This is a genomic window from Bradyrhizobium sp. 139 (assembly GCF_023074175.1).
Lineage (GTDB): Bacteria > Pseudomonadota > Alphaproteobacteria > Rhizobiales > Xanthobacteraceae > Bradyrhizobium.
Genome location: NZ_JADPKS010000154.1, coordinates 16,057 through 38,634, shown reverse-complemented (window position 1 = coordinate 38,634; position 22,578 = coordinate 16,057). Strand labels below are relative to the sequence as shown.

General features: G+C 64.3%; 19 protein-coding genes. 8 read left to right on the top strand and 11 right to left on the bottom strand.

What is annotated here, in order from left to right; all coding sequences use genetic code 11:
* Positions 1-471: 471 nt before the first annotated feature.
* Positions 472-3,948: an indolepyruvate ferredoxin oxidoreductase family protein gene (locus IVA80_RS33115; RefSeq protein ID WP_247439212.1), complete on the top strand. Its 3,477-nt coding sequence runs from the start codon at positions 472-474 to the stop codon at positions 3,946-3,948.
* Between the two features lie 291 nt (positions 3,949-4,239).
* Here IVA80_RS33115 and IVA80_RS33110 read toward each other — a convergent pair whose 3' ends face one another.
* The 3 genes from IVA80_RS33110 to IVA80_RS33100 all read right to left on the bottom strand — a co-directional run bounded on the left by IVA80_RS33110 (position 4,240) and on the right by IVA80_RS33100 (position 7,406).
* A complete protein-coding gene (locus IVA80_RS33110) occupies positions 4,240-5,259 on the bottom strand; it encodes a trypsin-like peptidase domain-containing protein (protein ID WP_247439210.1) in 1,020 nt (339 codons plus the stop codon).
* A 91-nt stretch (positions 5,260-5,350) separates the two neighbouring features.
* Positions 5,351-5,800, bottom strand: a complete 450-nt coding sequence (locus IVA80_RS33105) for a hypothetical protein (RefSeq protein WP_247439208.1) — start codon at positions 5,798-5,800, stop codon at positions 5,351-5,353.
* 7 nt (positions 5,801-5,807) lie between these two features.
* The gene (locus IVA80_RS33100) at positions 5,808-7,406 is read right to left on the bottom strand and encodes a GMC family oxidoreductase (protein ID WP_247439206.1); all 1,599 of its coding nucleotides are present in this window, start codon (positions 7,404-7,406) and stop codon (positions 5,808-5,810) included.
* A gap of 202 nt (positions 7,407-7,608) precedes the next feature.
* On the opposite strand from IVA80_RS33100, the gene IVA80_RS33095 reads away from it, so the two are divergent.
* Positions 7,609-8,397, top strand: coding sequence for a thermonuclease family protein (locus IVA80_RS33095; RefSeq protein ID WP_247439204.1), 789 nt, complete (start codon positions 7,609-7,611; stop codon positions 8,395-8,397).
* A 214-nt stretch (positions 8,398-8,611) separates the two neighbouring features.
* On the opposite strand, the gene cyoD is transcribed toward IVA80_RS33095, so the two are convergent.
* The 4 genes from cyoD to IVA80_RS33075 are packed head-to-tail and all read right to left on the bottom strand — an operon-like array spanning position 8,612 to position 12,462.
* Positions 8,612-9,001: a cytochrome o ubiquinol oxidase subunit IV gene (cyoD, locus tag IVA80_RS33090; protein ID WP_247439202.1), complete on the bottom strand. Its 390-nt coding sequence runs from the start codon at positions 8,999-9,001 to the stop codon at positions 8,612-8,614.
* The gene (locus IVA80_RS33085) at positions 8,998-9,639 is read right to left on the bottom strand and encodes a cytochrome (ubi)quinol oxidase subunit III (RefSeq protein ID WP_247439200.1); all 642 of its coding nucleotides are present in this window, start codon (positions 9,637-9,639) and stop codon (positions 8,998-9,000) included. The genes cyoD and IVA80_RS33085 overlap by 4 nt, the downstream gene beginning before the upstream one ends.
* Positions 9,639-11,639 (bottom strand): cytochrome o ubiquinol oxidase subunit I, encoded by a 2,001-nt coding sequence (cyoB, locus tag IVA80_RS33080; RefSeq protein ID WP_247439198.1) that lies wholly within the window; start codon positions 11,637-11,639, stop codon positions 9,639-9,641. The genes IVA80_RS33085 and cyoB overlap by 1 nt, the downstream gene beginning before the upstream one ends.
* Entirely contained in the window at positions 11,629-12,462 is an 834-nt protein-coding gene (locus tag IVA80_RS33075; protein ID WP_247439196.1) for a cytochrome ubiquinol oxidase subunit II, read from the bottom strand. The genes cyoB and IVA80_RS33075 overlap by 11 nt, the downstream gene beginning before the upstream one ends.
* Before the next feature lie 254 nt (positions 12,463-12,716).
* Here IVA80_RS33075 and IVA80_RS33070 point away from each other — a divergent pair, with 254 nt between their 5' ends.
* Positions 12,717-13,517, top strand: coding sequence for an SDR family NAD(P)-dependent oxidoreductase (locus IVA80_RS33070; RefSeq protein ID WP_247439195.1), 801 nt, complete (start codon positions 12,717-12,719; stop codon positions 13,515-13,517).
* 54 nt (positions 13,518-13,571) lie between these two features.
* On the opposite strand, the gene IVA80_RS33065 is transcribed toward IVA80_RS33070, so the two are convergent.
* A complete protein-coding gene (locus tag IVA80_RS33065; RefSeq protein ID WP_247439192.1) occupies positions 13,572-14,912 on the bottom strand; it encodes a sorbosone dehydrogenase family protein in 1,341 nt (446 codons plus the stop codon).
* A 236-nt stretch (positions 14,913-15,148) separates the two neighbouring features.
* On the opposite strand from IVA80_RS33065, the gene IVA80_RS33060 reads away from it, so the two are divergent.
* The 3 genes from IVA80_RS33060 to IVA80_RS38470 all read left to right on the top strand — a co-directional run bounded on the left by IVA80_RS33060 (position 15,149) and on the right by IVA80_RS38470 (position 17,481).
* Positions 15,149-16,339, top strand: coding sequence for a urate hydroxylase PuuD (locus IVA80_RS33060; protein ID WP_247439190.1), 1,191 nt, complete (start codon positions 15,149-15,151; stop codon positions 16,337-16,339).
* 148 nt (positions 16,340-16,487) lie between these two features.
* On the top strand, positions 16,488-17,345 hold the full coding sequence (locus IVA80_RS33055) for a VOC family protein (protein WP_247439188.1): 858 nt from the start codon (positions 16,488-16,490) through the stop codon (positions 17,343-17,345).
* A 1-nt stretch (position 17,346) separates the two neighbouring features.
* Positions 17,347-17,481: a hypothetical protein gene (locus IVA80_RS38470; RefSeq protein WP_256467559.1), complete on the top strand. Its 135-nt coding sequence runs from the start codon at positions 17,347-17,349 to the stop codon at positions 17,479-17,481.
* Here the strand turns inward: IVA80_RS38470 and IVA80_RS33050 are convergent.
* Positions 17,478-18,512: a L,D-transpeptidase gene (locus IVA80_RS33050; protein WP_247439186.1), complete on the bottom strand. Its 1,035-nt coding sequence runs from the start codon at positions 18,510-18,512 to the stop codon at positions 17,478-17,480. The two genes, IVA80_RS38470 and IVA80_RS33050, sit on opposite strands and share 4 nt — an antisense overlap.
* A 179-nt stretch (positions 18,513-18,691) precedes the next feature.
* Here IVA80_RS33050 and IVA80_RS33045 point away from each other — a divergent pair, with 179 nt between their 5' ends.
* Positions 18,692-19,654: a lytic transglycosylase domain-containing protein gene (locus IVA80_RS33045; RefSeq protein ID WP_247439184.1), complete on the top strand. Its 963-nt coding sequence runs from the start codon at positions 18,692-18,694 to the stop codon at positions 19,652-19,654.
* Between the two features lie 49 nt (positions 19,655-19,703).
* Here IVA80_RS33045 and IVA80_RS33040 read toward each other — a convergent pair whose 3' ends face one another.
* Positions 19,704-20,831, bottom strand: a complete 1,128-nt coding sequence (locus IVA80_RS33040) for a DUF1236 domain-containing protein (protein WP_247439182.1) — start codon at positions 20,829-20,831, stop codon at positions 19,704-19,706.
* A 104-nt stretch (positions 20,832-20,935) separates the two neighbouring features.
* Between IVA80_RS33040 and IVA80_RS33035 the strand changes: the two genes are divergently transcribed.
* Positions 20,936-21,397 (top strand): NUDIX domain-containing protein, encoded by a 462-nt coding sequence (locus tag IVA80_RS33035; RefSeq protein WP_247439181.1) that lies wholly within the window; start codon positions 20,936-20,938, stop codon positions 21,395-21,397.
* A gap of 39 nt (positions 21,398-21,436) precedes the next feature.
* Here IVA80_RS33035 and IVA80_RS33030 read toward each other — a convergent pair whose 3' ends face one another.
* Positions 21,437-22,411, bottom strand: a complete 975-nt coding sequence (locus IVA80_RS33030) for a tripartite tricarboxylate transporter substrate binding protein (RefSeq protein WP_247439179.1) — start codon at positions 22,409-22,411, stop codon at positions 21,437-21,439.
* Positions 22,412-22,578: the final 167 nt, after the last annotated feature.

Below are 22,578 nucleotides of genomic sequence, written 5' to 3'. Positions count from 1 at the left end.
TTGCTTAAAGGATAAGCGGGCGGCGACACTCTCTCCGCCGTCATTCCGGGGCGATGCGCGAGCGTCGAACCAAGAATCCATCGGGCGGCAATATAGGAGGCGAAATGGATTCCGGGCTCGCGACTTCGTCGCGCCCCCGGAATGACGACGGAGGATGTGGCGCTACCGCCCTGCCCCATGCAGCCGTCGATACTCTTCCTCATACGACCTCATACGACGCGTATGACTCCTTCAGCGTCGCTACCTTGAGCAACATCGTCGCGAAGACCGCACCTGCCCTGTCGAACGCGCGTCTTCACCCGGCGCGCGGGGGCTTCCACAAGCCATGACCGCCAGGAACGCCACGGATGCGGTCAGCGATATTGACTTCAGCGGCCCATGCTCTTGACTGCGACCAGCTGCTTCGCGACCAGAACTCCCTCCCGCAGCGCACATCCTGCTCGCCACACCCAACCACCGAGGACTCCTGAAATGACGCTGATGCAGGTCGAGCTGGACGACAAATACCGGCTCGAATCGAAGCGGATCTTCCTGTCCGGCACGCAGGCGCTGGTTCGGTTGCCCATGTTGCAGCGCGAACGCGACCGGCTTCAGGGCCTCAACACCGGCGGTTTCATCTCGGGTTATCGCGGGTCCCCGCTCGGCATGTACGACCACGCCCTGTGGCGCGCGAAGTCGCAGCTCGCACAGCATGACATCGCCTTCGTGCCGGGCCTGAACGAGGATCTCGCGGCGACGGCGGTCTGGGGCAGCCAGCAGGTCGGCCTGTTTCCCGGCGCCAAGGTCGACGGCGTGTTCGGCATCTGGTACGGCAAGGGCCCCGGCGTCGACCGCTCGGTGGATGCGCTCAAGCATGCGAATGCAGCCGGCACCTCGCTCAATGGCGGCGTGCTGGCGCTCGCCGGCGACGACCACGGCTGCCAATCCTCGACGCTGGCGCATCAGAGCGAGCAGGTGTTCGCGGCGGCGCTGATCCCCGTGATCAATCCCGCGACGCTCCAGGATTACCTCGATCTCGGCCTCTATGGTTTCGCGCTGTCGCGCTTCTCCGGCTGCTGGGTCGGCTTCAAGGCGATCAGCGAGACCGTCGAGAGCTCGGCCTCGATCTACAGCGACCCCGAGCGCATCAAGATCGTGCTGCCTGATGATTTCGAGATGCCGCCCGGCGGCCTCAACATCCGTTGGCCCGATCCGCCGCTGGAGGCGGAGAGGCGCCTGTTCGGTCCGAAAATGGCCGCCGTGCAGGCCTTTGCCCGCGCCAACCAGCTCGACCGCATCGTGCTCGATTCAAAACCGGCCCGGCTTGGCATTGTCGCGACCGGCAAGGCCTATCTCGACCTCCGCCAGGCGCTCGCCGACTTAGGCATTACCGACAAGGACGCGCAGGATCTGGGGTTGCGCATCTACAAGGTCGCGATGACCTGGCCGCTGGAGGAAAGCGGCGCGCGGCGCTTCGCCGAAGGACTTCAGGACGTGCTGGTCGTCGAGGAGAAGCGCGGTTTCATCGAAGACCAGTTGATGCGTATCCTCTACAACATCGATGCGTCGAAGCGCCCGACCGTCACCGGAAAACGCGACGAAAGCGGCGCGCCGCTACTGCCGAGCGAGGGCGAGTTGACGCCGACCATCGTCGCGTCCGCGCTGCTGGCGCGACTGCGCAAGCTCGGTCATCACAGCCCGGTGCTGGAGCAGCGCCTCGCGCGGCTCGAAGCTTTCGACAATCCCGTCACCACCAGCACGCCGATCAAGCTCGCGCGCACGCCGTTCTTCTGCTCGGGCTGCCCGCACAACACCTCGACCCGCGTGCCCGAGGGAAGCCGCGCCATGGCCGGTATCGGCTGCCACGGCATGGCCCTGAGCATGCCGACCCGCCGCACCGATTTGATCTCGCATATGGGCGCCGAGGGCGTGAACTGGATCGGGCAATCACCCTTCACCACCGAGCAGCACATTTTCCAGAATCTCGGCGACGGCACCTATACCCATTCCGGCCTGCTGGCGCTCCGCGCCGCCTCCGCAGCGGGCATCAACATCACCTACAAGATCCTCTACAACGATGCCGTCGCGATGACCGGTGGTCAGCCGGCCGAGGGCGGTTTCAATGTCGCGCAGATCGCACATCAGGTCTGGGCCGAGGGCGTCAAGCGGCTTGCGATCGTGTCGGACGACCCGGGCAAGTATCCTGAAGGCAACTACTTCCCTCAAGGCGCGACCATCCATCACCGCCGCGAGCTCGATGCCGTGCAGCGCGAGCTGCGCGACATCGAGGGCCTCACGGCCATCATCTACGACCAGACTTGCGCGGCTGAGAAACGGCGCCGCCGCAAGCGCGGGCTCTATCCCGATCCAGCAAAACGCGCCTTCATCAACGAACTCGTCTGCGAAGGCTGCGGCGATTGCTCCCAGGCCTCGAACTGCGTCTCGGTGCAGCCGCTGGAGACCGAATTCGGCCGCAAGCGGCAGATCGACCAGTCGAACTGCAACAAGGATTTTTCCTGCGTCGAGGGCTTTTGCCCGAGCTTTGTGACTGTACATGGCGGCAGCCTCAAGCGCATGAAGACTTCGGCGGTCGATTCCGGACAGTTGTTCGCCGACCTGCCGCTGCCTCCTGCCCGCGAGCTGGAGGCGCCGTACAACATCCTCGTCACCGGCATCGGTGGCACCGGCGTCATCACCATCGGCGCGCTGCTCGGCATGGCCGCCCATGTCGACGGCCGCGGCTGCTCGGCGCTGGATTTCACCGGACTGTCGCAGAAGAACGGCGCGGTGATGAGCCATGTGCGTATCGCACAGAAGCCGGAGGACATTTCGGCGGTCCGCATCACCACCGGCGGCGCCGACGTCATTCTCGGCTGCGACATGATCGTCTCGGCAGGTCCCTCCGCGCTCAGCCGCGCCGCGCGCGGCGTGACGAAGGCCTATGTCAATGCTGATCTCCAGCCGACCGCGAGCTTCGTGCAAAACCCCGATCTCGATTTCGAGATGGGCACGATGCAGACCGTGCTGCGCGATGCGATCGGCGACAAGAACCTCGACATCATCGACGCGACAGGCATTGCCGCGGCCCTGATTGGCGATTCGATTGCGACGAATCCCTTCATGCTCGGCTTTGCCTTCCAGAAGGGCGCGATCCCGCTGTCGCTGGAGGCGCTGCTCCGTGCCATCGAGATCAACGGCGCGGCAATCGAGATGAACAAGCTCGCCTTCACCTGGGGGCGCGTGGCCGCCCACGACATGTCGCGGGTGCGCAGCGTGCTGCAGTTCAGGAGCCGCGCATCCGCGCCAACGAAGTCGCTCGACGACGTCATCGCGACCCGCGCCGAGTTTCTGACCGGCTATCAGGACAAGGCCTACGCCGACCGCTACCTCGCGGCCGTCGCCAAGGTGCGGAAAGCGGAGAGCGCCGTTTCGCCGACTTCCACCGAACTGACCGAGGCCGTGGCGAAAAACCTGTTCAAGCTGATGTCCTACAAGGACGAGTACGAGGTCGCGCGGCTCTATACCGATGGCAGCTTTGCCAAGAAGGTCTCCGAGAAGTTCGACGGTGGCTTCACACTGAAATACCACCTGGCACCACCGATCTTCGCGCAGCGCGACAAGAGGACCGGACATCTGCAGAAGAAGGAGTTCGGCGGCTGGATGATCCATGCCTTCCGCATTCTCGCCAAGCTCAAGTTCCTGCGTGGCGGCGCATTCGATCCGTTCGGCCGCACCGAGGAGCGCCGGACCGAGCGGAAGCTGGTCGAGGATTATCTCGGCATGATCGACCAGCGGATCGCCGGGCTGAAGGTGGAGCAGATCCCGCTGCTGGCGCGACTCGCACGCGTGCCCGAGACGATCCGCGGCTTCGGCCACGTCAAGGAAGCCAACATCAAGCAGGCGGCGGCCGAGAAGGCGCGGCTGGAAGCCGAGCTGGAAAACAGCCGCTTTGCGGCTGCTGCGGAGTAGCGGTCAGGAGAGCGAGTGCCCTCCGCCCGTCATTGCGAGGAGCCCTTGCGACGAAGCAATCCAGACTGTCACCGCGGAAAGATTCTGGATTTCTTCGCTCCGCTCGCAATGACGCCAGTGGGGCCGATCGCGCTCACCATTGCCATCGCGCAGCATGGCCACCACGAGCCGTTATGCCACCGGCACCCGCGCCGATGACAACGACGTCGTAGGTCTCATGGGCCGGCATCATGCAGCAACGGTCCGGGAACGAGGCATGACACCGTCATACCTCGCCTGGAGGGACCAACGCTAGCGCGCCGGCTTCCGCTCGATCGGGTCGATATCGACCGCCCGCAGGCGGCCGAGCCGCAGCACGTCCATGGCAAGCCCCCGGCCGATCCGGTCGCGGTCGAGCACGCGGATCAGATCGTCGACGCCGTTGATCTCGACACCGTCGAGCCTGATGACGACGTCACCGGGCAACAGGCCCGCCTTCGCCGCCGGGCCGTCCGGTTCGATCTGCGCGAGCAGCGCGCCCATCTTGTTCTCGACGCCGGCGAGCACCGCGTGCCGCCGCGGGACCGCCGCGGTCTGTCCGGCCACGCCGATATAGGCGCGGCGGACATAGCCGTGGCGAATGATCTCCGACAGCACGAACTGCGCAGTGTTGCTGGCGACCGCAAAGCAGATGCCTTGCGCGCCATTGATGATGGCGGTGTTGATGCCGATCACCTCGCCATTCGATGACAGCAGCGGCCCGCCGGAATTGCCGGGATTGAGTGCTGCATCGGTCTGGATCACGTCCTCGATGGTGCGCCCGCTCACCGAGCGGATGGAGCGCCCGAGCGCGGAGATCACGCCGGCGGTCACCGTCGATTCGAAGCCGAGCGGATTGCCGATCGCGATCACGAGCTGGCCGCGCCGCAGGGTCTTGGAGTTGCCGAGCGCGGCATAGGGCAAATCGCGCACGCCATTGGCGCGCAACAGCGCAAGGTCGGTGTCGGGATCGACGCCAAGCACCCGGGCGTCGCCGACATGGTCCTCGACGTCCCGCAGCCGGATCTCCCTGGAGGAGCCGACCACATGGCTGTTGGTGAGAACGAGACCATCCGGCGAGATCACGATGCCCGAGCCGAGGCCGCCGCGCTCGCGGCCGTTCGGCACCTTTGGTCCGGTCTCGACGCGCACGACGGCAGGGCCGACGCGGTCGGTCACGTCGATCACGGCATTGGAGTAAGCGTCCAGCAGGGACCGGTCGTCGACCGGGTCAGACGCTGTCGTTCGCGATGACGAGGCGTCATCGACGGTGTCTGAGGTGAAATCCAACATGGCAAGAGTCCTTGAGGCCCACACAGATGGTGGCCTGTTCCCTGCCGCGCAAGGGACTCCCTTGGGGCGCAAGGCAGGGCTGCCCAGCTGGCTAGGGCGCCCGCCGTAGCGTGCCCGCCCTCGCCTTGACCGGGTCGAGCAGTGACCAGTCGCCGTCCGAGAGCACGTAGCCCTTGGGGAACGGGGCGCGCAGCTCCAGCCCAAGCGAGTGCAGCACCCGGTCGTCGCGGTAGTAGCATTGCAGCACGACGCGGACGAGGGTCGCGGCCGCCGCGCCGCTGTGCTTGCGAAACTCCTGCGCCACCGCATCGCGCTTGGCGGCCTCGAGCTCCGCGAGCGGCTGGCCGGCAAGTCGTGCCAGATGATCCAGCGCCGCCGCCACCAGTTTGGCGTCACGCCCCAACGTCGCCAGGATGTCGGCCTGGATCGCGGGATCGTCGGCGCCGGGCACCTTGTACTCGTCGCTGCCCGGAACGATCATCGCGGCGACGGTGCGGAGGTCGTCGCGCTGGGCGCGTGTCAGTTCGTTGTCTGCGGACATGATGGCCTCAGTCGAAGAGATTGGCGAGGCGCTGCTTCATCTGGTCGGCGACGTAGAGCGCGATGGCCTGGATGGTCGAGGTCGGGTTGACCCCGCCCGAGGTGACGAAGACGCTGCCATCGACGATGAAGAGGTTCTTCACGTCGTGCGAGCGGCCCCATTCGTTGACGACGGAGCTTTCAGGGTCGATCCCCATCCGCGCGGTGCCGAGCAGGTGCCAGCCGCCCCACGGGATCGGCGAATTGACGCAGATATCGGTCGCCCCCGCGGTTTCGAGAACCTCGCGGCCGCGGGCGAGCGCATGCTCCATCATTTTCCGGCTGTTCTCGCTGATCGTGTAGTTGATCTTCGGCGCGGGAATGCCGTGGCTGTCCTTCAGCACCGGATCGAGCGTGACGCAATTGTGCTCCTCCGGCAAATCCTCGCAGATCGCGGAAAACCCGAGCCGATGGCCGTTGAGCTTGCGGAAGACGCGGTGATGATCGTCGCCCCATGGCAGAATCCCCTTCTGCTCGCTGACGACAGCCTCGAACACCGGCCCGGCGCCGCGCACGAACTGGACGCCATAGCCGCGCACGAAACCGCGCGACAGGTCCGTGTCATACCACTCCTTGCTCCACAGGCAGGTCGGCGGCGCGCGGTTGCTATCGGTCGGCTCCTTTACGTAGCCGTAGATCTGCGCATAGGGATGGAACATCAGATTCTTGCCGACGAGGCCCGACGAATTGGCAAGACCGTTCGGGAAGCGGTCAGATGCCGAGTTGAGCAGCAGCCGCGGCGTGCCGACGCCGTTGCAGGCGATGATGACGACATGCGCCGGCTGAAACTGCTCGACGCCCTCCTTGTCGTAATAGACCACGCCCGAGGCCATGCCGCTCTCATCGGTCGTGATCTCGCGCACCCGGCAATGGGTGCGCAGCTCGACGCCGGCGCGGATCGCATGCGGCCAATAGGTGATGTCGGTGGAGGATTTTGCGCCTTGCGCGCAGGCCGGCGTGCAATGGCCGAGATTGATGCAGCGCGCACGGCCCTCATAGTCCATGGTCGCGACCGTCGTGTCGGACGGCCACCAGTGCCAGCCGCGTTTGTTCATGGCCTTGCCGATGATGGCGCCAGACAAACCGAGCGGCTGTTGCGGCATCGGCGGATGCGTCAGCGGCGAGCGCGGATCGCCCGACAGGCCCGACGTGCCCATCATCCGGTCATTCTCTTCGAAGAACGGTGTCAGTGCGTCATAGTCGATCGGCCAGTCCTCGGCGACGCCGTCGAGTGTCTTCACCTTGAAGTCGGAGGGATGCAGCCGCGGCCAATGCGCGGTGTACATCACGGTGGAGCCGCCGACCGCGTTGTAGTTGACGACCTTGATCGGCGAATTGTCGTCGTTGATCGGATAGTCCTCGGGCCGGCCGCGGACATTCGGGCTCGACGACCACTCGCCGTAGAACTTGGCTTCCCAGTCGCGGCCCGTGCTGGGATACTCGGCCGGGTTCATCCAGCCGCCCTGCTCCAGGCAGAGAATGTGCATCTTGGTCTCGGCCAGCGACCACGCCACTGCCGCGCCCGAAGCGCCGGCGCCGATGATGAGGACGTCCACGGGGTCTTTCATCGAAGCTTCTTCCTCCCGCCCTCGCCGCTTCAAGGGCGATTCGGCCTGCGCAGGCTTGTCTATCGTGCCGAACGATAGGGGCAGACCGGCCCGTGAGTAAAGGCTGGCGCGCGAATGTCGCACTTCGCAGGACGCAGACCATTGGTATCGCGACTTCCGGATGCTAGGAACGAGGCGCCCGAGCAATCGATAGCGAGAAGTTATGTCCTCTTGGAATTCATTTGCCGCCGCCCGTGCCTTCGCGCTTGTTTTGTTTCTCGCTCTGTCCGGGTTTCTGGCTTCTTCCGGGGCTGCCTCCGCCCTGACGGCGGCTGCGATCGTTCGGGACGCCAATTCGATCCAGCTCGGTGACGTCACCTACCGTCTCGACGGCGTCGACGCGCCCGAGCTGGACCAGGTCTGCATCGACGATCACGCCGATCCCTGGACCTGCGGCGTCGAGGCCCGCGACCAGCTGGCGAAGCTGATCAACAAACGCGCCGTGCGCTGTGACGATGTCGGGCCGGAAAAGAGCTTCGGCAAACGGCACCGAGCAATCTGCACGGTCGAGGGCGACAAGGTCACGTTGAACGAGCAGCTGGTCAAGCTTGGCTATGCCATCGCCCGCGAGCCGACCAAGGCGAACGTCAAGTCCGCCGCGGCCGAAGCCAAAACCGCGTCGGCCGGCATCTGGAAGGGTTGCTTTGTTGCGCCGCAAGAATTCCGCACGGGCAAGAAGGACGGCGCGCTGCTGGGCGCCGCCTGCCGCGCCGACCGCGACAAGGAAATCCGTGCGGTGCTGTTTCCGGAGGAACTGACGATGCCGCCGAGCTGCAGCATTAAGGGCAAGCTCGCCGTGCGCGCACGGGTCACCGGCAATATCGGCATCTATCATCTGCGGGGCTGCCCGAGCTATCCCGCGACCACGAAGCCGGACCGCTGGTTTTGCTCGGAGGACGACGCCCAGGCCGCTGGCTTCCGCAAGGCCTATAATTGCCGCCGGCCGAAATGAGGAAGCCCGTCACGGGTAAGTGAGCGGTAGCCGGAGACAGTATTCATCCGGAATTGAACTCTATCGGGAGTTGCTAGACTTATATGGGTACGCAGCGCCTTGCGCGAGCGTTCCTTGGCAGCAATCCGGCTTCGGCCCGATTGCTTTGCTCGGGCGTTTCCTCCCTAGACTTGGGCCGCTTGTCACAACAAGCGGCTCTTCTTTTTTGTGCGCCCTACCTGCGCATCGGCATGATCTGATCCATCGGCGGCATGTTCTGATTGAGATGCGCCATGATCCAGACGGTTCCGCCGACCACCAGGAAGACGACGAGGAGCCCGAAGGCCAGCGCCAGCACGTTGTTGGTATTGTCGGGGCCCGTGGTGATGTGGAGGAAGAACACGAGGTGCACGCCCATCTGCGCGATCGCCAGCACGATCAGCGCAACAGGGATGGAGGGCTGCCAGACCAGATCCGTGCCGGCGATGAAGAATGACGTTGCCGTGAGCAGCAGCGCCAAAGCGAGGCCGACGACATAGCCGATCACCCGCTCGCCGACGCTGTGTTGCTCTTCCTCGCCCGGTGCGAGGTCGTGTTCGGTCCGCACATGCGCCTGATCGCTCATACGCCACTCCCAAGCAGATAGACGACAGAGAAGACCGCGACCCAGATAATGTCGAGCGCATGCCAGAACAGCGCAAAGCACATCATCCGGCGGAGAATGTCTGCCCGAAAGCCCTTTGCGAACACCTGGGCCATCATCGTGAGCAGCCACAGCACGCCGGCGGAGACATGCAGGCCGTGGCATCCGACCAGCGAGAAGAACGCGGTCAGGAAGGCGCTGCGCGACGGACCGTATCCGCGTGCGATGAGGTCGGCGAATTCGCGGAACTCGATGACGAGGAAGATGAGCCCGAGCACGCAAGTCACGGCCATGCCGAGATAGAACCAGAACCGGTTGCGCACGTCGGCCGCGATGCTGGCCATGCCGCAGGTAAAACTTGAGAACAGCAGGCAGACCGTTTCGATCGCGACGTTCCTCTGCTCAAAGATCTCGGAGCCCTTCGGGCCGCCGGCGGTCTGGCCGACCAGCACCGCATAAGCCGCGAAGAAGCAGGAGAACATCACGATGTCGGAGAGCAGGAAGACCCAGAAGCCATAGGCGGTCACGATGCGCTTCGACGCGGGGCCGGGATGGTCAACGACGAATCCGATGTGATGGGGATCGGCATGGGCGTGGCCGGCGGTCGCGGTCATCGACATCAGACTGCCCCTGCCATGCTGACGAGGCGGCGCCGCTCCTCGATATTGATGCGGTCGATGCGCGCGACCTCCTCGGCTGGAATGACGTATTCATCATGATCGCGCCAGGCGAAGACGACGAAGGTCGCGAACGCGCCGATGCCGCCCAAGATCACCATCCACCAGATGTGCCAGATCAGCGCAAAGCCCATGATGGTGGCGAAGAAGGCGCAGACGAAGCCGGTCGGCGAGTTCCTGGGCATCTCGATATCCTGATACTCCGGCCTGTCATGCTCGAGCTGCTGCTGCTTGGCATGGGCCTTCATATCCCAATAGGCGTCCTCGCCACGCACATCGGGATTGAACGCGAAATTGAACACCGGTGGCGGCGACGAGGTCGCCCATTCCAGCGAGCGGCCGTCCCAGGGATCGCCGGTGCGGTCGCGCAAGGCTTCGCGGTTGCGGATACTGACCACGATCTGCACGACTTGGCAGATCACGCCGATCGTCAGCACGGCCATGCCGACCGCCGCAACCAGCATCCAGGGCCGCCAGGCCGCAACGTCGTAGTGCTGCATGCGCCGGGTCATGCCGAGCATGCCGGCGATATAGAGCGGAATGAAAGTGACGTAGAAGCCGAGGAAGGTGAACCAGAACGCCAACTTGCCCCAGCGCTCGTCGAGCCGAAAGCCGAACGCCTTTGGGAACCAGTACTCGAAGCCGGCGAAGGCGCCGAACAGCACGCCGCCGATGATGACATTGTGGAAGTGCGCCACCAGGAACATGCTGTTGTGAAGCATGAAGTCGGCCGGCGGCACCGCGACCAGCACGCCGGTCAAGCCGCCGATGATGAAGGTGACCATGAAGCCGACCGACCACAGCATCGGCGTCGCAAAACGGATGCGGCCGCCATACATCGTGAACAGCCAGTTGTAGATCTTCACCCCCGTCGGTATCGCGATGATCATGCTGGCGATGCCGAAGATGGCGTTGACGTCGGGGCCGGCGCCCATCGTGAAGAAATGGTGCAGCCAGACCATGAAGGAGATGACGCAGATCGCCATAGTCGCAAGCACCATGGAGCGGTAGCCGAACAGCGCCTTGCCGGAGAAGGTCGAGACCACCTCGGAGAAGATGCCGAAGGCCGGCAGCACGAGGATGTAGACCTCGGGATGCCCCCAGGCCCAGATCAGATTCATGAACATCATGACGTTGCCGCCGGCCTCATTGGTGAAGAAGTGGAAGCCGAGGTAACGGTCGAGCAGCAGCATCGCGAGCGTGGCGGTGAGAATCGGAAAGGCCGCGACGATCAGCAGGTTCGAGGCCAGCGTGGTCCAGCAGAACATCGGCATGCGCAGATAGTTCATGCCCCTGGTGCGCAGCTTCAGCACCGTGGTGACGAGATTGATGCCGGCCACCAGCGTGCCGACGCCGGAGATCTGGAGTGACCATGCGTAATAGTCGACGCCGACCCCCGGCGAGTAGGACAATTCCGACAACGGCGGAAAGGCAAGCCAGCCGGTGCGGGCGAATTCACCGATCACCAGCGAGAGATTGACCAGCAGCGCGCCGGTCGCGGTCAGCCAGAACCCGACCGAATTGAGCGTCGGGAAAGCGACATCGCGCACGCCGAGCTGAAGCGGCACGATCAGGTTCATCAGCCCGATCACGAACGGCATCGCCACGAAGAAGATCATGATGGTGCCGTGCGCCGAAAATATCTGGTTGTAATGCTCCGGCGGCAGATAGCCCTGCGACTGGAAGGCGACCGCCTGCTGGATCCGCATCATGATGGCGTCGCTGCCGCCGCGCAGCAGCATCACCGAGGCCAGCAGAATATACATCACGCCGATGCGCTTGTGATCGACGCTGGTGATCCATTCGTGCCAGAGGTACGGCAAATGTCCTTTCACCACGACCCAGATCAGCACGGCCAGGATCGCAACCAGAACTACGGCGCCCGCGATGAGCGGAATGGGCTGATCGAACGGAATGGCCGACCAATCGAGCTTACCGAGCATCACGGCCTCCACTTTGCGACCGCCCGGCTTCCGAGGTCAGTTGCGGGCCTGGCCCTGGCGGAATGTGCTGGGTCGAAATCAGGTCGAACAGCCGGGGATCGTCGAGGCGGTACGTCGGCCTGCCCGTCTCGATACCCTGCTGCATCAGCTTCGTGTAGCTCTCCTCGTTCAGCACGGCATCGGACTTGGCCGTGGTTGCGACCCAATCCGGGAAGGCAAGCGGCGAGATCACGTTGACGTCGAACATCATGTCGGGAAAGCCGTCGCCGGAGAAATGCGCCGACAGACCTTGCAACTTGCCCTCATTGTCGGCGCGCAAGTTCAGCTTCGTCACCATGCCGTTCATGGTGTAGATCATGCTGCCGAGCTGCGGGATGAAGAACGTGTTCATCACGCTCGACGATGTCAGCTGGAAGTTCAGCTCGGCGCCCGCCGGCACGGTCAATGTGTTGACGGTGGCGATGCGCTGGTCCGGATAGATGAAGAGCCATTTCCAGTCGAGCGACACGGCCTGAATCCTCACCGGGCTGCCGGTGCCCGGCACGGGCGCCGCGGGATCGAGCTGGTGCGAGCCGATCCAGGCGACGCCGCCGAGCAGGATGACGGTGAGCGCGGGGATCGCCCACACCACCATTTCGACGCGGCCGGAATAGACGAAGTCGGGCTGGAAGCGCGCCTTCGTGTTGGACGCGCGAAACCAGAACGCGAACGCCAGGATCGCGATGATGGTCGGGACCACGATCGCGAGCATAATGAAGACGGAATCAACCAGGATGGTGCTGTTGGCGGCAGCCACCGGCCCTTGTGGATCGAGCAGATTCATCGGCAGGCCACTGTCGATTGGGAAGCCCCGAAGGAGAGCGTAACGCGAAAAACGCCCCGGCAGCAAACGGAGTTGCAGGAGGTCGGTTCCTGCGCAGCAGCAGGCCCCTGCGGATGCACGCACTTTCCTCAAGGCAAAGGAGCCATGCATGTTCGGCGGGACGGCGTGCACCGAACGCGACCACTCTGCGAGCGATCACTCTTCTGCCGCGCCTAGCGCGTGCTATCGTAATGAAAAAGCAGGGAGAAAACGTCATGCGTCTCGCCGACAAGATTGCCATCGTGGTCGGCGCCGGCCAGAGTCCCGGCGAAGGCATGGGCAATGGCCGTGCCACCGCGCTGACCTTCGCCCGCGAGGGTGCCAAAGTGCTGTGCGTCGATCACCACCTGGAATCGGCGCAGGAAACCGTCGCGATGATCGCGGACAAGCAAGGCACCGCCGCCGCCTTCAAGGCCGACGTGACCAGCTCCGCCGACCTCAAGGCCATGGTGGCGGATGCGCAGGCGCGCTGGGGACGGATCGACGTGCTGCACAACAATGTCGGTGTCAGCCTGTCCGGCGGCGATGCCGAACTGCTTCAAATCACCGAGGAGGCATTCGACCGCGTCGTCGCCATCAATCTGAAGAGCTGCATCCTGGCGGCCAAAGAAGTCATTCCGATCATGCGCGCGCAAAGAAGCGGCGCTATCATCAACATCTCCTCGATGGCGGCGATCACGACCTATCCCTACGTCGCCTACAAGGCGACGAAATCGGCGATGATCGCCTTCACCGAACAGCTCGCGTACCAGAACGCCGAATACGGCATCCGCGCCAACGTCATCCTGCCGGGCCTGATGAACACGCCGATGGCTGTCGACACCCGCGCCCGCGAATGGCACAAGACCCGCGCCGAGGTCGAAGCCGAGCGCGACAGCAAGGTGCCGCTGCGCAAGAAGATGGGCACAGGTTGGGATGTCGCGAACGCCGCGCTGTTCCTGGCGTCGGATGAAGCGAACTTCATCACGGGCGTGACGCTGCCGGTGGATGGCGGGGCGAGTGTGCGACGGGGATAGGCGACGCGAGCGCGGTGCCCTTTTCCTTCTCCCCTTGTGGGAGAAGGTACACCTTCATCGCGGCACGCTCGTCACCCGCCAGATCGTGCCGTTGCCATCTTCCGACACCAGCAGCGATCCATCCTTCGCCACGGCTACTCCCACTGGCCTTCCCCACACCTCCGTGTCGCTCACCACAAACCCCGTGACGAAATCCTCGTACTCTCCCGTCGGCTTGCCGTCCTTCATCCGGATGCGGATCACCTTGTAGCCGGTGCGCTTGGACCTGTTCCAGGAGCCGTGCTCGGCGGCGAAGGCGTCGCCCTGGTACTCGGCCGGAAACTGCGTGCCCTGATAGAAGGTCATGCCCAGCGAGGCCGAGTGCGGCTGCACCAGCACGTCAGGCACCGTCACCTTGTCCTTGAGGTCCGGGCGTCCGCCGGCGTGGCGCGGGTCCTCGTTGCCGCCGATATAGAACCAGGGCCAGCCGTAGAACGCGCCTTCCTTCACGCTCGTCACGTAGTCGGGCACGAGATCGTCGCCGAGACCGTCGCGCTCGTTGGTCGAGCACCAGGGCAGACCGGTCTGCGGCTGGATCGCAAGGCCGACGCAATTGCGGATTCCGCTGGCGTAGATCTTCCGCTCCTTGCCTTCAGGATTGAAGACAAGGACGGTGGCGCGCTCGGTCTCGCTCGCCCAGGCAGCGCCGAGCGGTTGCGCTTTTGACCACGCCTCCAATCCGCCCGGCGGCGTGCCCATGCCCTCGGCGGCGTTGCTGAGCGAGCCGACCGACACCAGCATGCGCTTGTTGTCAGGCGTGAAGACGATATCGCGGGTGGAATGGCCGCCGTCATGTGGCAGGCTCGCGACGATCGTCTCGGCCTTGCCGCGCGGCTTGAGGTCGCCGGCCTGATAGGGGAAGCGAACGACGCTGTCGGTGTTGGCGACGTAGACCCATTGCGGATTGTCGCCATTCGGGAAGAAAGCGATGCCGAACGGCTGCCTCAGTCCACTGGCAAACACCTCGTTGGTCGCGGCCTTGCCGCCCTCGCCGGCGCGCAGCACGCGGATGTTGCCGGCCCGCGTCTCCGCGACGAAAACATCGCCGTTCGGCGCAACCCTCACGACGCGTGGAGCGCGCAAGCCTTCGGCGAACAGTTCGACTTTGAAGCCTGCCGGCACGTGCAGCGCGGCCTCCGGCGGACGCGGCCCCACACGCGAGAAGCTCGCGACCGACCGGGTGGCGCCCGGCCTGACCAGATCCTGCGGTCGGATCAGCCTGACCGTGCCGGGCTTGTCGGCCTGCCAATCGCCGTAAGCGTCCTTTCCTTGCAGCACCGGCTCCGCCTGCGCGCCGGCTGCAACAGCGACCAGCAACCCCGCCGCCATGGCCGTGGTCGAAATCCTGTTCTTCACGTCGTCTTCCTCCCGGCCTGCATGTGTCGAGCGACAACGCGATCGACCCCCCAAACGTTCTGCGACAGGTCAAACACCTGCCGAATCCCACGTCAGCTCATGCCCGCACGATGTGCATCAGCCGCAGCCCATCGTACTGGAAAATGCGGCAGATCGGTGCGACACATTGTAAGGGCGCGGCCGCCGGTTGCGGTCATCAAAGCTGCGGCATCGCCGTCGTAACTGATGGGAAGATCATGTGGGGATCCATCATATCGGAATGGGCGAGCCTGCTGCTGCGCTGGCTGCACGTGGTGGCGGCGATCGCCTGGATCGGCAGTTCCTTCTACTTCATCGCCCTCGATCTCAGCCTGAAGCCGAAGACTGACCTGCCGGATGGCGTGCAGGGCGAAGCCTGGCAGGTCCATGGCGGCGGCTTCTATCGGATCATGAAATATCTGGTGGCCCCGAGCCAGATGCCGGAGGAGCTGACCTGGTTCAAATGGGAGGCCTACACCACCTGGCTGTCCGGCTTCGCGCTGATGGTGGTGGTGTACTATCTCGATGCCGAATTGTTCCTGGTCGACAGGTCGATCCTCGATCTGACGCCGGTCCAGGCCGGACTGTTCAGCTTCGCTAGCCTGGCGCTGGCATGGCTGCTCTACGAGGCCGCCTGCCGCTCCGGGCTTGCGCAGCGCGAGTTGCCCTTTGCCATCGGCGGCTATCTATTCCTCGTCGCGCTCACTTACGCGTTCACGCATGTTCTGAGCGGCCGCGGCGCCTTCAACCAGATTGGGGCGATCATCGGCACCATCATGGTCGCCAACGTGTTTGCGGTCATCATCCCGAACCAGAAGAAGATCGTGGCAGCGCTGATCGCGAGGCAGGCGCCCGATCCGAAGCTCGGCAAGACCAGCAAGGAGCGCTCGGTCCACAACAACTACTTGACCTTGCCGGTCGTCGTGCTGATGATCAGCAACCACTATCCCCTGCTCTACGCGACGCGCTTCAATTGGATTATCGTTGCGATCATTCTGGCGCTCGGCCCCGTGATCCGCCACTTCTTCAACGAGCGGCATGCGGGGCGCAAATCGCCATGGTGGGTCTGGGGGATGGCCGCAGCTGGCGTGATCGCGATCCTCTTCCTCTCCGCGGCCGGCCCGCGCGAGGTGAAGACAAGCGCGCCGGCGGCGCAGCCGACGCTCGCCAATGTCGAGGAGATCGTGACGTCCCGTTGCAGCATGTGCCATGCGGCCGAGCCGGTCTGGGCCGGCATCGTGACCGCGCCAAAGGGCATCCTGCTCGACGCGCCCGAGCACATCCATCGCAACATTCGCCTGATCGGCCGCGTGGCGGCCTGGTCCAATGCGATGCCGCCGGGCAACATCACCGAGATGACCAGCGAGGAGCGCGCCATCCTCGCCGCCTATATCGAGCAGGCGCGCTGACGCCGTCGCGCGCGATGGTGCGTTTCGCGGAATGAAATTCCGCATTTCGCGAGATTTGAAAATGACTTGACGATTGATCCGGCGTAGACAGGACCGGCGACCGCTCATGCGGTCCCAAGTCAGTTATATTCGTCGCGGGGAAAGAACAGTGGCCCTCAAGAACGTCATCGGTATCGACCACGCTGTGGTCATGGTTCAGGACCTCGACAAGGCCGCCGAGAATTACCGGCAGCTCGGCTTCACCGTCTCGCCGCGCGGCACCCACAGCGCACATATGGGCACCGGCAACTACACCATCATGCTCGACCCGGACTACATGGAGCTGCTCGGCGTGCTGGCTGCGACCGAGCACAACGTGCCCGCCCGCGCCTTCCTCGACAAACACGGCGAAGGCATCGAGCGCATCGCCTTCACCGCGGTCGATTCCGCCGCCGGCGCGGAGGAAATCCGCGCACGCGGCCTGGAGCCGATCGGCCCGACCGATTTCGAACGGCCGGTGACGCTGCCGAACGGGACCGTGTCGGCGGCAAAATTCCGCACCTTCATGTGGCCGACCGCGGAAGCACCCGGCGGCGTGCGCATCTTCGCCTGCCAGCACAAGACCCGCGAGACCGTGTGGCTTCCCGAGCTGATGCAGCATGTCAATGCGGCGAGGCGCATCAAGCAGACATTGATCGCAACGCCGGAGCCCGCGAAGGAAGCGGCGCATCTGGGCCGGCTGATCGACCGCGAGCCGAAGGTCGAGGCCGACGGCGCGGTGATCGTGCCGTCCGGCGGCGACCGCGCCGACTTCGTCTATTTGACGCTGGACCAGCTCGGCAAACGCTATCCCGGTGTGCCGCTCGCAGGTCTTTCCGAGCGCGGCGGCGCGGCCCTCGTCCTCGTCAGCGGCGATCTCGCCGCCACCGAGAAGGCGCTGGGTTCGGCAGCGTTGCGCAGTGGGGCGGCGATCTGCGTGCCGCCGGCCAAGGCCAACGGCACCCTGCTCGCCTTCGTTGCCGGCTGATTTGAACCAATTCTTTAACAAGCGCATCTCGCGCTACGACATCATGACGAGGCCGCAAGCGGCCTTCGCGCAGGCCGTACTTTCGCCCGGCGATGCCGCCGAGATCGCGATGCGCAAGGACTTTCCCACGGATTAATTCGAGGTCCGCTCTGCGGCCGGCTTCCCCTGCCGCCTCGAGGAGGATTCCGTCGGCGCATCGAGAAAGACCACCGCGGTGCCGCGCTTGACGTTTTCGCCCAACCTGCGGACGTCCCAGTTCGTCAGCCTGATGCAGCCATGGGATGCCGACTTGCTGACCTTGCCGGGCTCCGCCGTTCCGTGGATGCCGTAGCCCTGAGCGGACAGGCCGATCCAGTACGCCCCAACCGGATTGTTCGGCCCCGGCTTGACGTCGAACGGTCTTCTGGATTTGACGCTGTCGAACTTGTAGTCGGGATTATAACGATAGGTCGGCTTGTCATTGGTCGAGGCGACCTTGAGCGTCCCGCTCGGCGTCGGCCGATCCGGACTGCCGATTGACGCCGGATAGAACGCGACCAAGCGATCGGCGCCATCAAACGCCTTCAATGTCCCGTTCTTCTTGTCGATCTCAAGCCGGGCAATGCGCGGCAGCTCTCGCGGTGCCGAAACATTCGCAACTGCGATCGTCTCCCCGGCCCTGTCGAAGGCCTTGCCGGGATTGAGTGCCTTGAGCAGATCTTCGCTCATATGGAATTTCTCCGCGAGCCCTTCGCGGGCGCTGGTGTAGCTCAGCGCCTTTAGCGATTTCATGTCATCGAGCCTGGCCGGCAATTCCTTCAGGAACGGCCCCTTCACATCGGCGTCGGTGATCGTGTAGTCGACGATAATGGGACCTTCGCTCGCGGCGGCCAGCTTGTCCCAAAGCTCGGGCGCGATCACCTTGTCGGATGAGATTCCATTCTGCTCGGCATATGCTTTCAGCGCCTTCTGCGCATTCTCGCCGTGCTTGCCATCGATCTCGCCGGGCGAGAATTGCGCACGATCGAGCAGGATTTGAAGCTTCACGATGGATGCGTCGAGCTTGTCGGTCGCCGGCTGCTTTGCCGGACGGGCAGCGTCATTCACTGCTGCTGCATCGAGATTGCCGGCAAGCGCCGGGCAGATCAGCCCCAGTGAAATCACCGCGCCAAGCATCAACCGCATCATCTTCGTACGACCTCGTTCGCGCGCCCCCGCAACACCGCTGGAAGTTTCATTTCGGGAACCCCGTAGTAACACCGGCGGAACCGGCGAGACCGCAGCTTTGCCGCAATCGGACGGTTAAGAACTCCTTGTCGCCGGCGCATCGCTGGCCGTTCATCCCACAGTTCGAGGTTGTCCACGCAATGCGATTTATCATCGCGGCTTGCGCCGCGTTTCTGATTCTGATGTGCGACCTCGATCCGTCGGCGTCCCGGCAAACATCAACTTCCGACCACGCCGTTCTTCAAAACACTCGAGCCTCGCCACTCGTTCCGGTGGTCGAGCTCTTCCTTGCAAGCGTGCAGGCCATCGAGCTCACCAATGCGCGCGCGGCCTATGAGGAGATACCCGAGCCGCCACGTGCGGTCGAACCTGTCGCGCAGGCGCCGGTTTCGCCGACCGACCGATTCTGCCACGCGCTTCGCGAAGCCGCCGAGGCGAGCGGCATTCCGGTGCCGTTCTTCGCGCGTTTGATCTGGCAGGAGAGCCGCTTCAAATCCAACGAGGTCAGCCAGGCTGGTGCTCAAGGTGTTGCGCAATTCATGCCGGAGACGGCCGCCGAAGTCGGGCTCGACGATCCCTTCGATGCGATGAAGGCGCTGCCGGCGTCAGCCAGATTCCTGCGCAAGCTCCGCGACGATTTCGGCAATCTCGGCCTTGCCGCGGCCGCGTACAACGCAGGCCCTGGGCGCATCCAGAAGTGGCTTGCCAGGGAAAGCGAGCTGCCGCGCGAGACGCGCGACTATGTCCGCATCATCACCGGCACCAAGGCCGAGGACTGGACCGAGCGCGCGGAAGCGCTTGCGATCCGGATCGATCTGCCGCGCGAAGCGCCATGCGAGGGCATCGGCAGCCTGTCCAAGACGAAAGACGTCGCCTGGGTTCCAGTGAACCTGACACCCTCCGCTGCCGCCATCGTTCGCAAGGCCGAGCAGCTGGCGGCACGGCTCGCGACAACCCGTGCGCCCAAGAGGTTCGCGTCCTTGCTCCGGCACGGCGCTTCTGCTCACCACAAGGCGCGCAGCATGACTGCGGCGCGCGCGACCGGAAAGAGCGCGAAGGCCCGTGCCATCCGCTTCGCCGCGCGCGAACGATCTTCAGGCTGATGCTCAAATCGGAAGTCGCCCGATGGAGCGACTTCCGATGGACTGTGAACTAGTCGAGCTCCTCGATCACACGACGTTCGCGAGGCTCGATGACATAGGTCCGCGTATCGCGATGGATATAGCGGTAGTCGCGCAGAGCGGGCGCGTCCTGGTAGACGGTGCCCGGGAATTCCTCGACCTCGACACTCTCAGGGACGCGGTCACCGACATGGATCTCGGTCCGCGCGGTGCTGCCGGTGGTCCGCCCCTCGCTCCGTGCCTCGCTGCGGGTTTTCGCGTGCTTGCGGATCACCTCGCGATCGCGATCCGAGAACTTGCTGGCGCTGCGCTCGCGCGTCGTCGTCGTTGTTGCGGTGGACCGCCCCGAGTACGGCAGCACCGTCACGATCTTGTAGGTCGCCGGATCGACCACGACGATCTCATTCTTCACCAGCGCAAAGCTATAGCCGCGATATTGCGGCACGATCTCGACCACATCGGGCGGCAGCGTCGATAGCTGGATGTCGCGCGGCACCACGGTGCCGACATTCAGGGAGAACTTGACATTGGTCAGCGGCCGCACGTTGAGGTGAGAAATTGACGCGCTGATCTTGGTCTCCTGCTGCTTGTTGAGGTTGACGTCGGTGCGGGCGGCAGCCTGCGCATCGGTCCCGGTCCGCTCGCCCTGCGCCTGATTGCCACCCGACGCATTCGGCGTCTGCTGCGCCTGGTTGGTTCCAGATGCAGCGGGGGCCTGCTGGGCCTGACCGGTGTTGGTCGATGGCGGATTGGCACGATCCTGCGCCTGGTTCGTGTTCGCCGCCGGCGGGTTGACGCCCTGCGGAGACGCAGGCTGATTGCCGGCCGCATTCGAGTTTGCCGTACCGCTCTGCGGCCGCGAAGCCGTGTCCGCGCTGTTGGCAGCATTGGAGGTGCCGGAACCGGAATTGGCGGAGCCGGACGACGGTGTGGCGGCCTGCGTATTCTGCGTCGATGTTCCCGGTGTCGATGATTGCTGCGGTTGCGATGTGCTCTGCTGTGTTTGCGCCGCGCCAGACGGCGAGGTGGTGGACGGCGCGGGGGAATTCGACTGGGATTGCGGCGTCTGCTCAGACTTCGTGTTCGTGCCTGGCGATTGCCCAAAGGCCGCGTTCGCCAGCACCAGCCCTAATGCGGTGGTTGCCAACAGGCGGATCATGATCCATTCCCTTCTGTCTCGTTAAAGCAATGATTATCAACCGGCGCCAAAACCCTCCGTTCCACTTTTTCCCGGGACTAAAGACGGACGCCGCGGAACCTGCGATGCCATCGAAGAGCGCCGGGATCATCGCCTATCGGAAGCGCCGGGAAATCGAGGTTCTGCTCGTTCATCCCGGAGGGCCGTTCTGGCGCAACAAGGATCTCGGCGCATGGTCGATCCCGAAGGGCGAATATGCCGACCGGGACGATGCAGAAATCGCCGCGCGACGGGAGTTTGCCGAGGAGCTTGGACTAGAGCTGTCGATGCCGCTGATCGCGCTTGGTCGCGTCAAGCAGCGCGGCGGCAAGATCGTCACCGCGTTCGCGGCCGAGCTCGACGTCGACACGCGCAGCATTCGCAGCAACACGTTCGAGATCGAATGGCCGCCGCGCAGCGGCAAACGACAACACTTCCCAGAGGTCGACCGCGCCGAATGGTTCACTATCGAAGAGGCGTATGACAGGATCAACGCCGGCCAACGCGCGCTGCTCGAGCGGCTGGCTCAGCTGGCTCGCGGCGGCTAGGGATCGCGTAACCAGGGCATTTGACGCAAAGCAGACGCCCTACTCCGCCTTGATGTTCGCGGCCGCGACGACCTCGGCGAGCTCCTTGGTCTCCTTCGCGATCTTCGCGGTGTACTCAGCGGGGCTGAGCAAGCTGACGACGCCCTGCGAACCGAGCTTGTGCTCGACCGCGGGATCCCTGGCGGCGGCGACGATCTCACGGTGCAGCGTTTCCAGGATCGGCGCGGGCACGGCCTTCGGCATGAAGAAGCCGACCCAGAACGAGAGGTCAAAGCCGGGATAGCCGGCTTCCGCGACGGTCGGCACATCCGGCAGCGACGGCAGCCGCTCGGCCGAGGACACTGCGAGCGCACGCAGCTTGCCGGCCTTCACCAGCGGCACGGCGGACAAGGGATCGAACACCGCCAGCACCTCCTGCGCGAGAATGCCGACCTCGGACGCCGCGCCGCCGCGATAGGGCACGTGAATCATCTTGATGCCGGCCTTTTGGCCGAGCAGCTCCATGGCGAGATGGGCGAGGTTGCCGTTGCCGCCCGAGCCGTAGGCGAGCGCGCCGGGTGCGGTCTTCGCGGCAGCGACGAGATCGGCGACGGTGTTGATGTTGGCGGTCTTGGGATTTTCCGGATTGACCACGAGCACGAGCGGCGCCGAGACGACGGTGGTGAGCGGCGCGAAGTCTTTCTCGGGATCGTAGCGGATGTCCTTGAAGAGCGTCTTGTTGAGCGTGATCGTGGACGAGTTGCAGGCGAGGATGGTGTAACCGTCGCCGTCCGCGCGCGCCACGCCCTCGGCGGCGATCATGCCGTTGGCGCCGGCGCGGTTCTCGACCACGAAAGGCTGCCCGAGCTTGTTGCTCAGCCGATCGCCAATGATGCGCGCGACCACATCGACCGGGCCGCCCGCGCTGAAGCCGACCATGATCTTCACGGGCCGCGCCGGATACTTTTGCGCGAGAGCAGCTGTCGATGCACACAATCCGGCGACAATCGCCAACAGGCGAAGCGTTCGTTGCATTCGTTCTCTCCCCGGACCCTCGTTGCGCCGCTTGTGCATGTTTGTTGGTACGACGCACGCGAAGTTCATGATGAGCGGCCGCGCCGGATTTCGCAATCGCGTTTGCACGGACTCATTCCGTCGCGCGGCACGAGAGAGCCGCATCCAGACAAAAATGCGAAAACAAC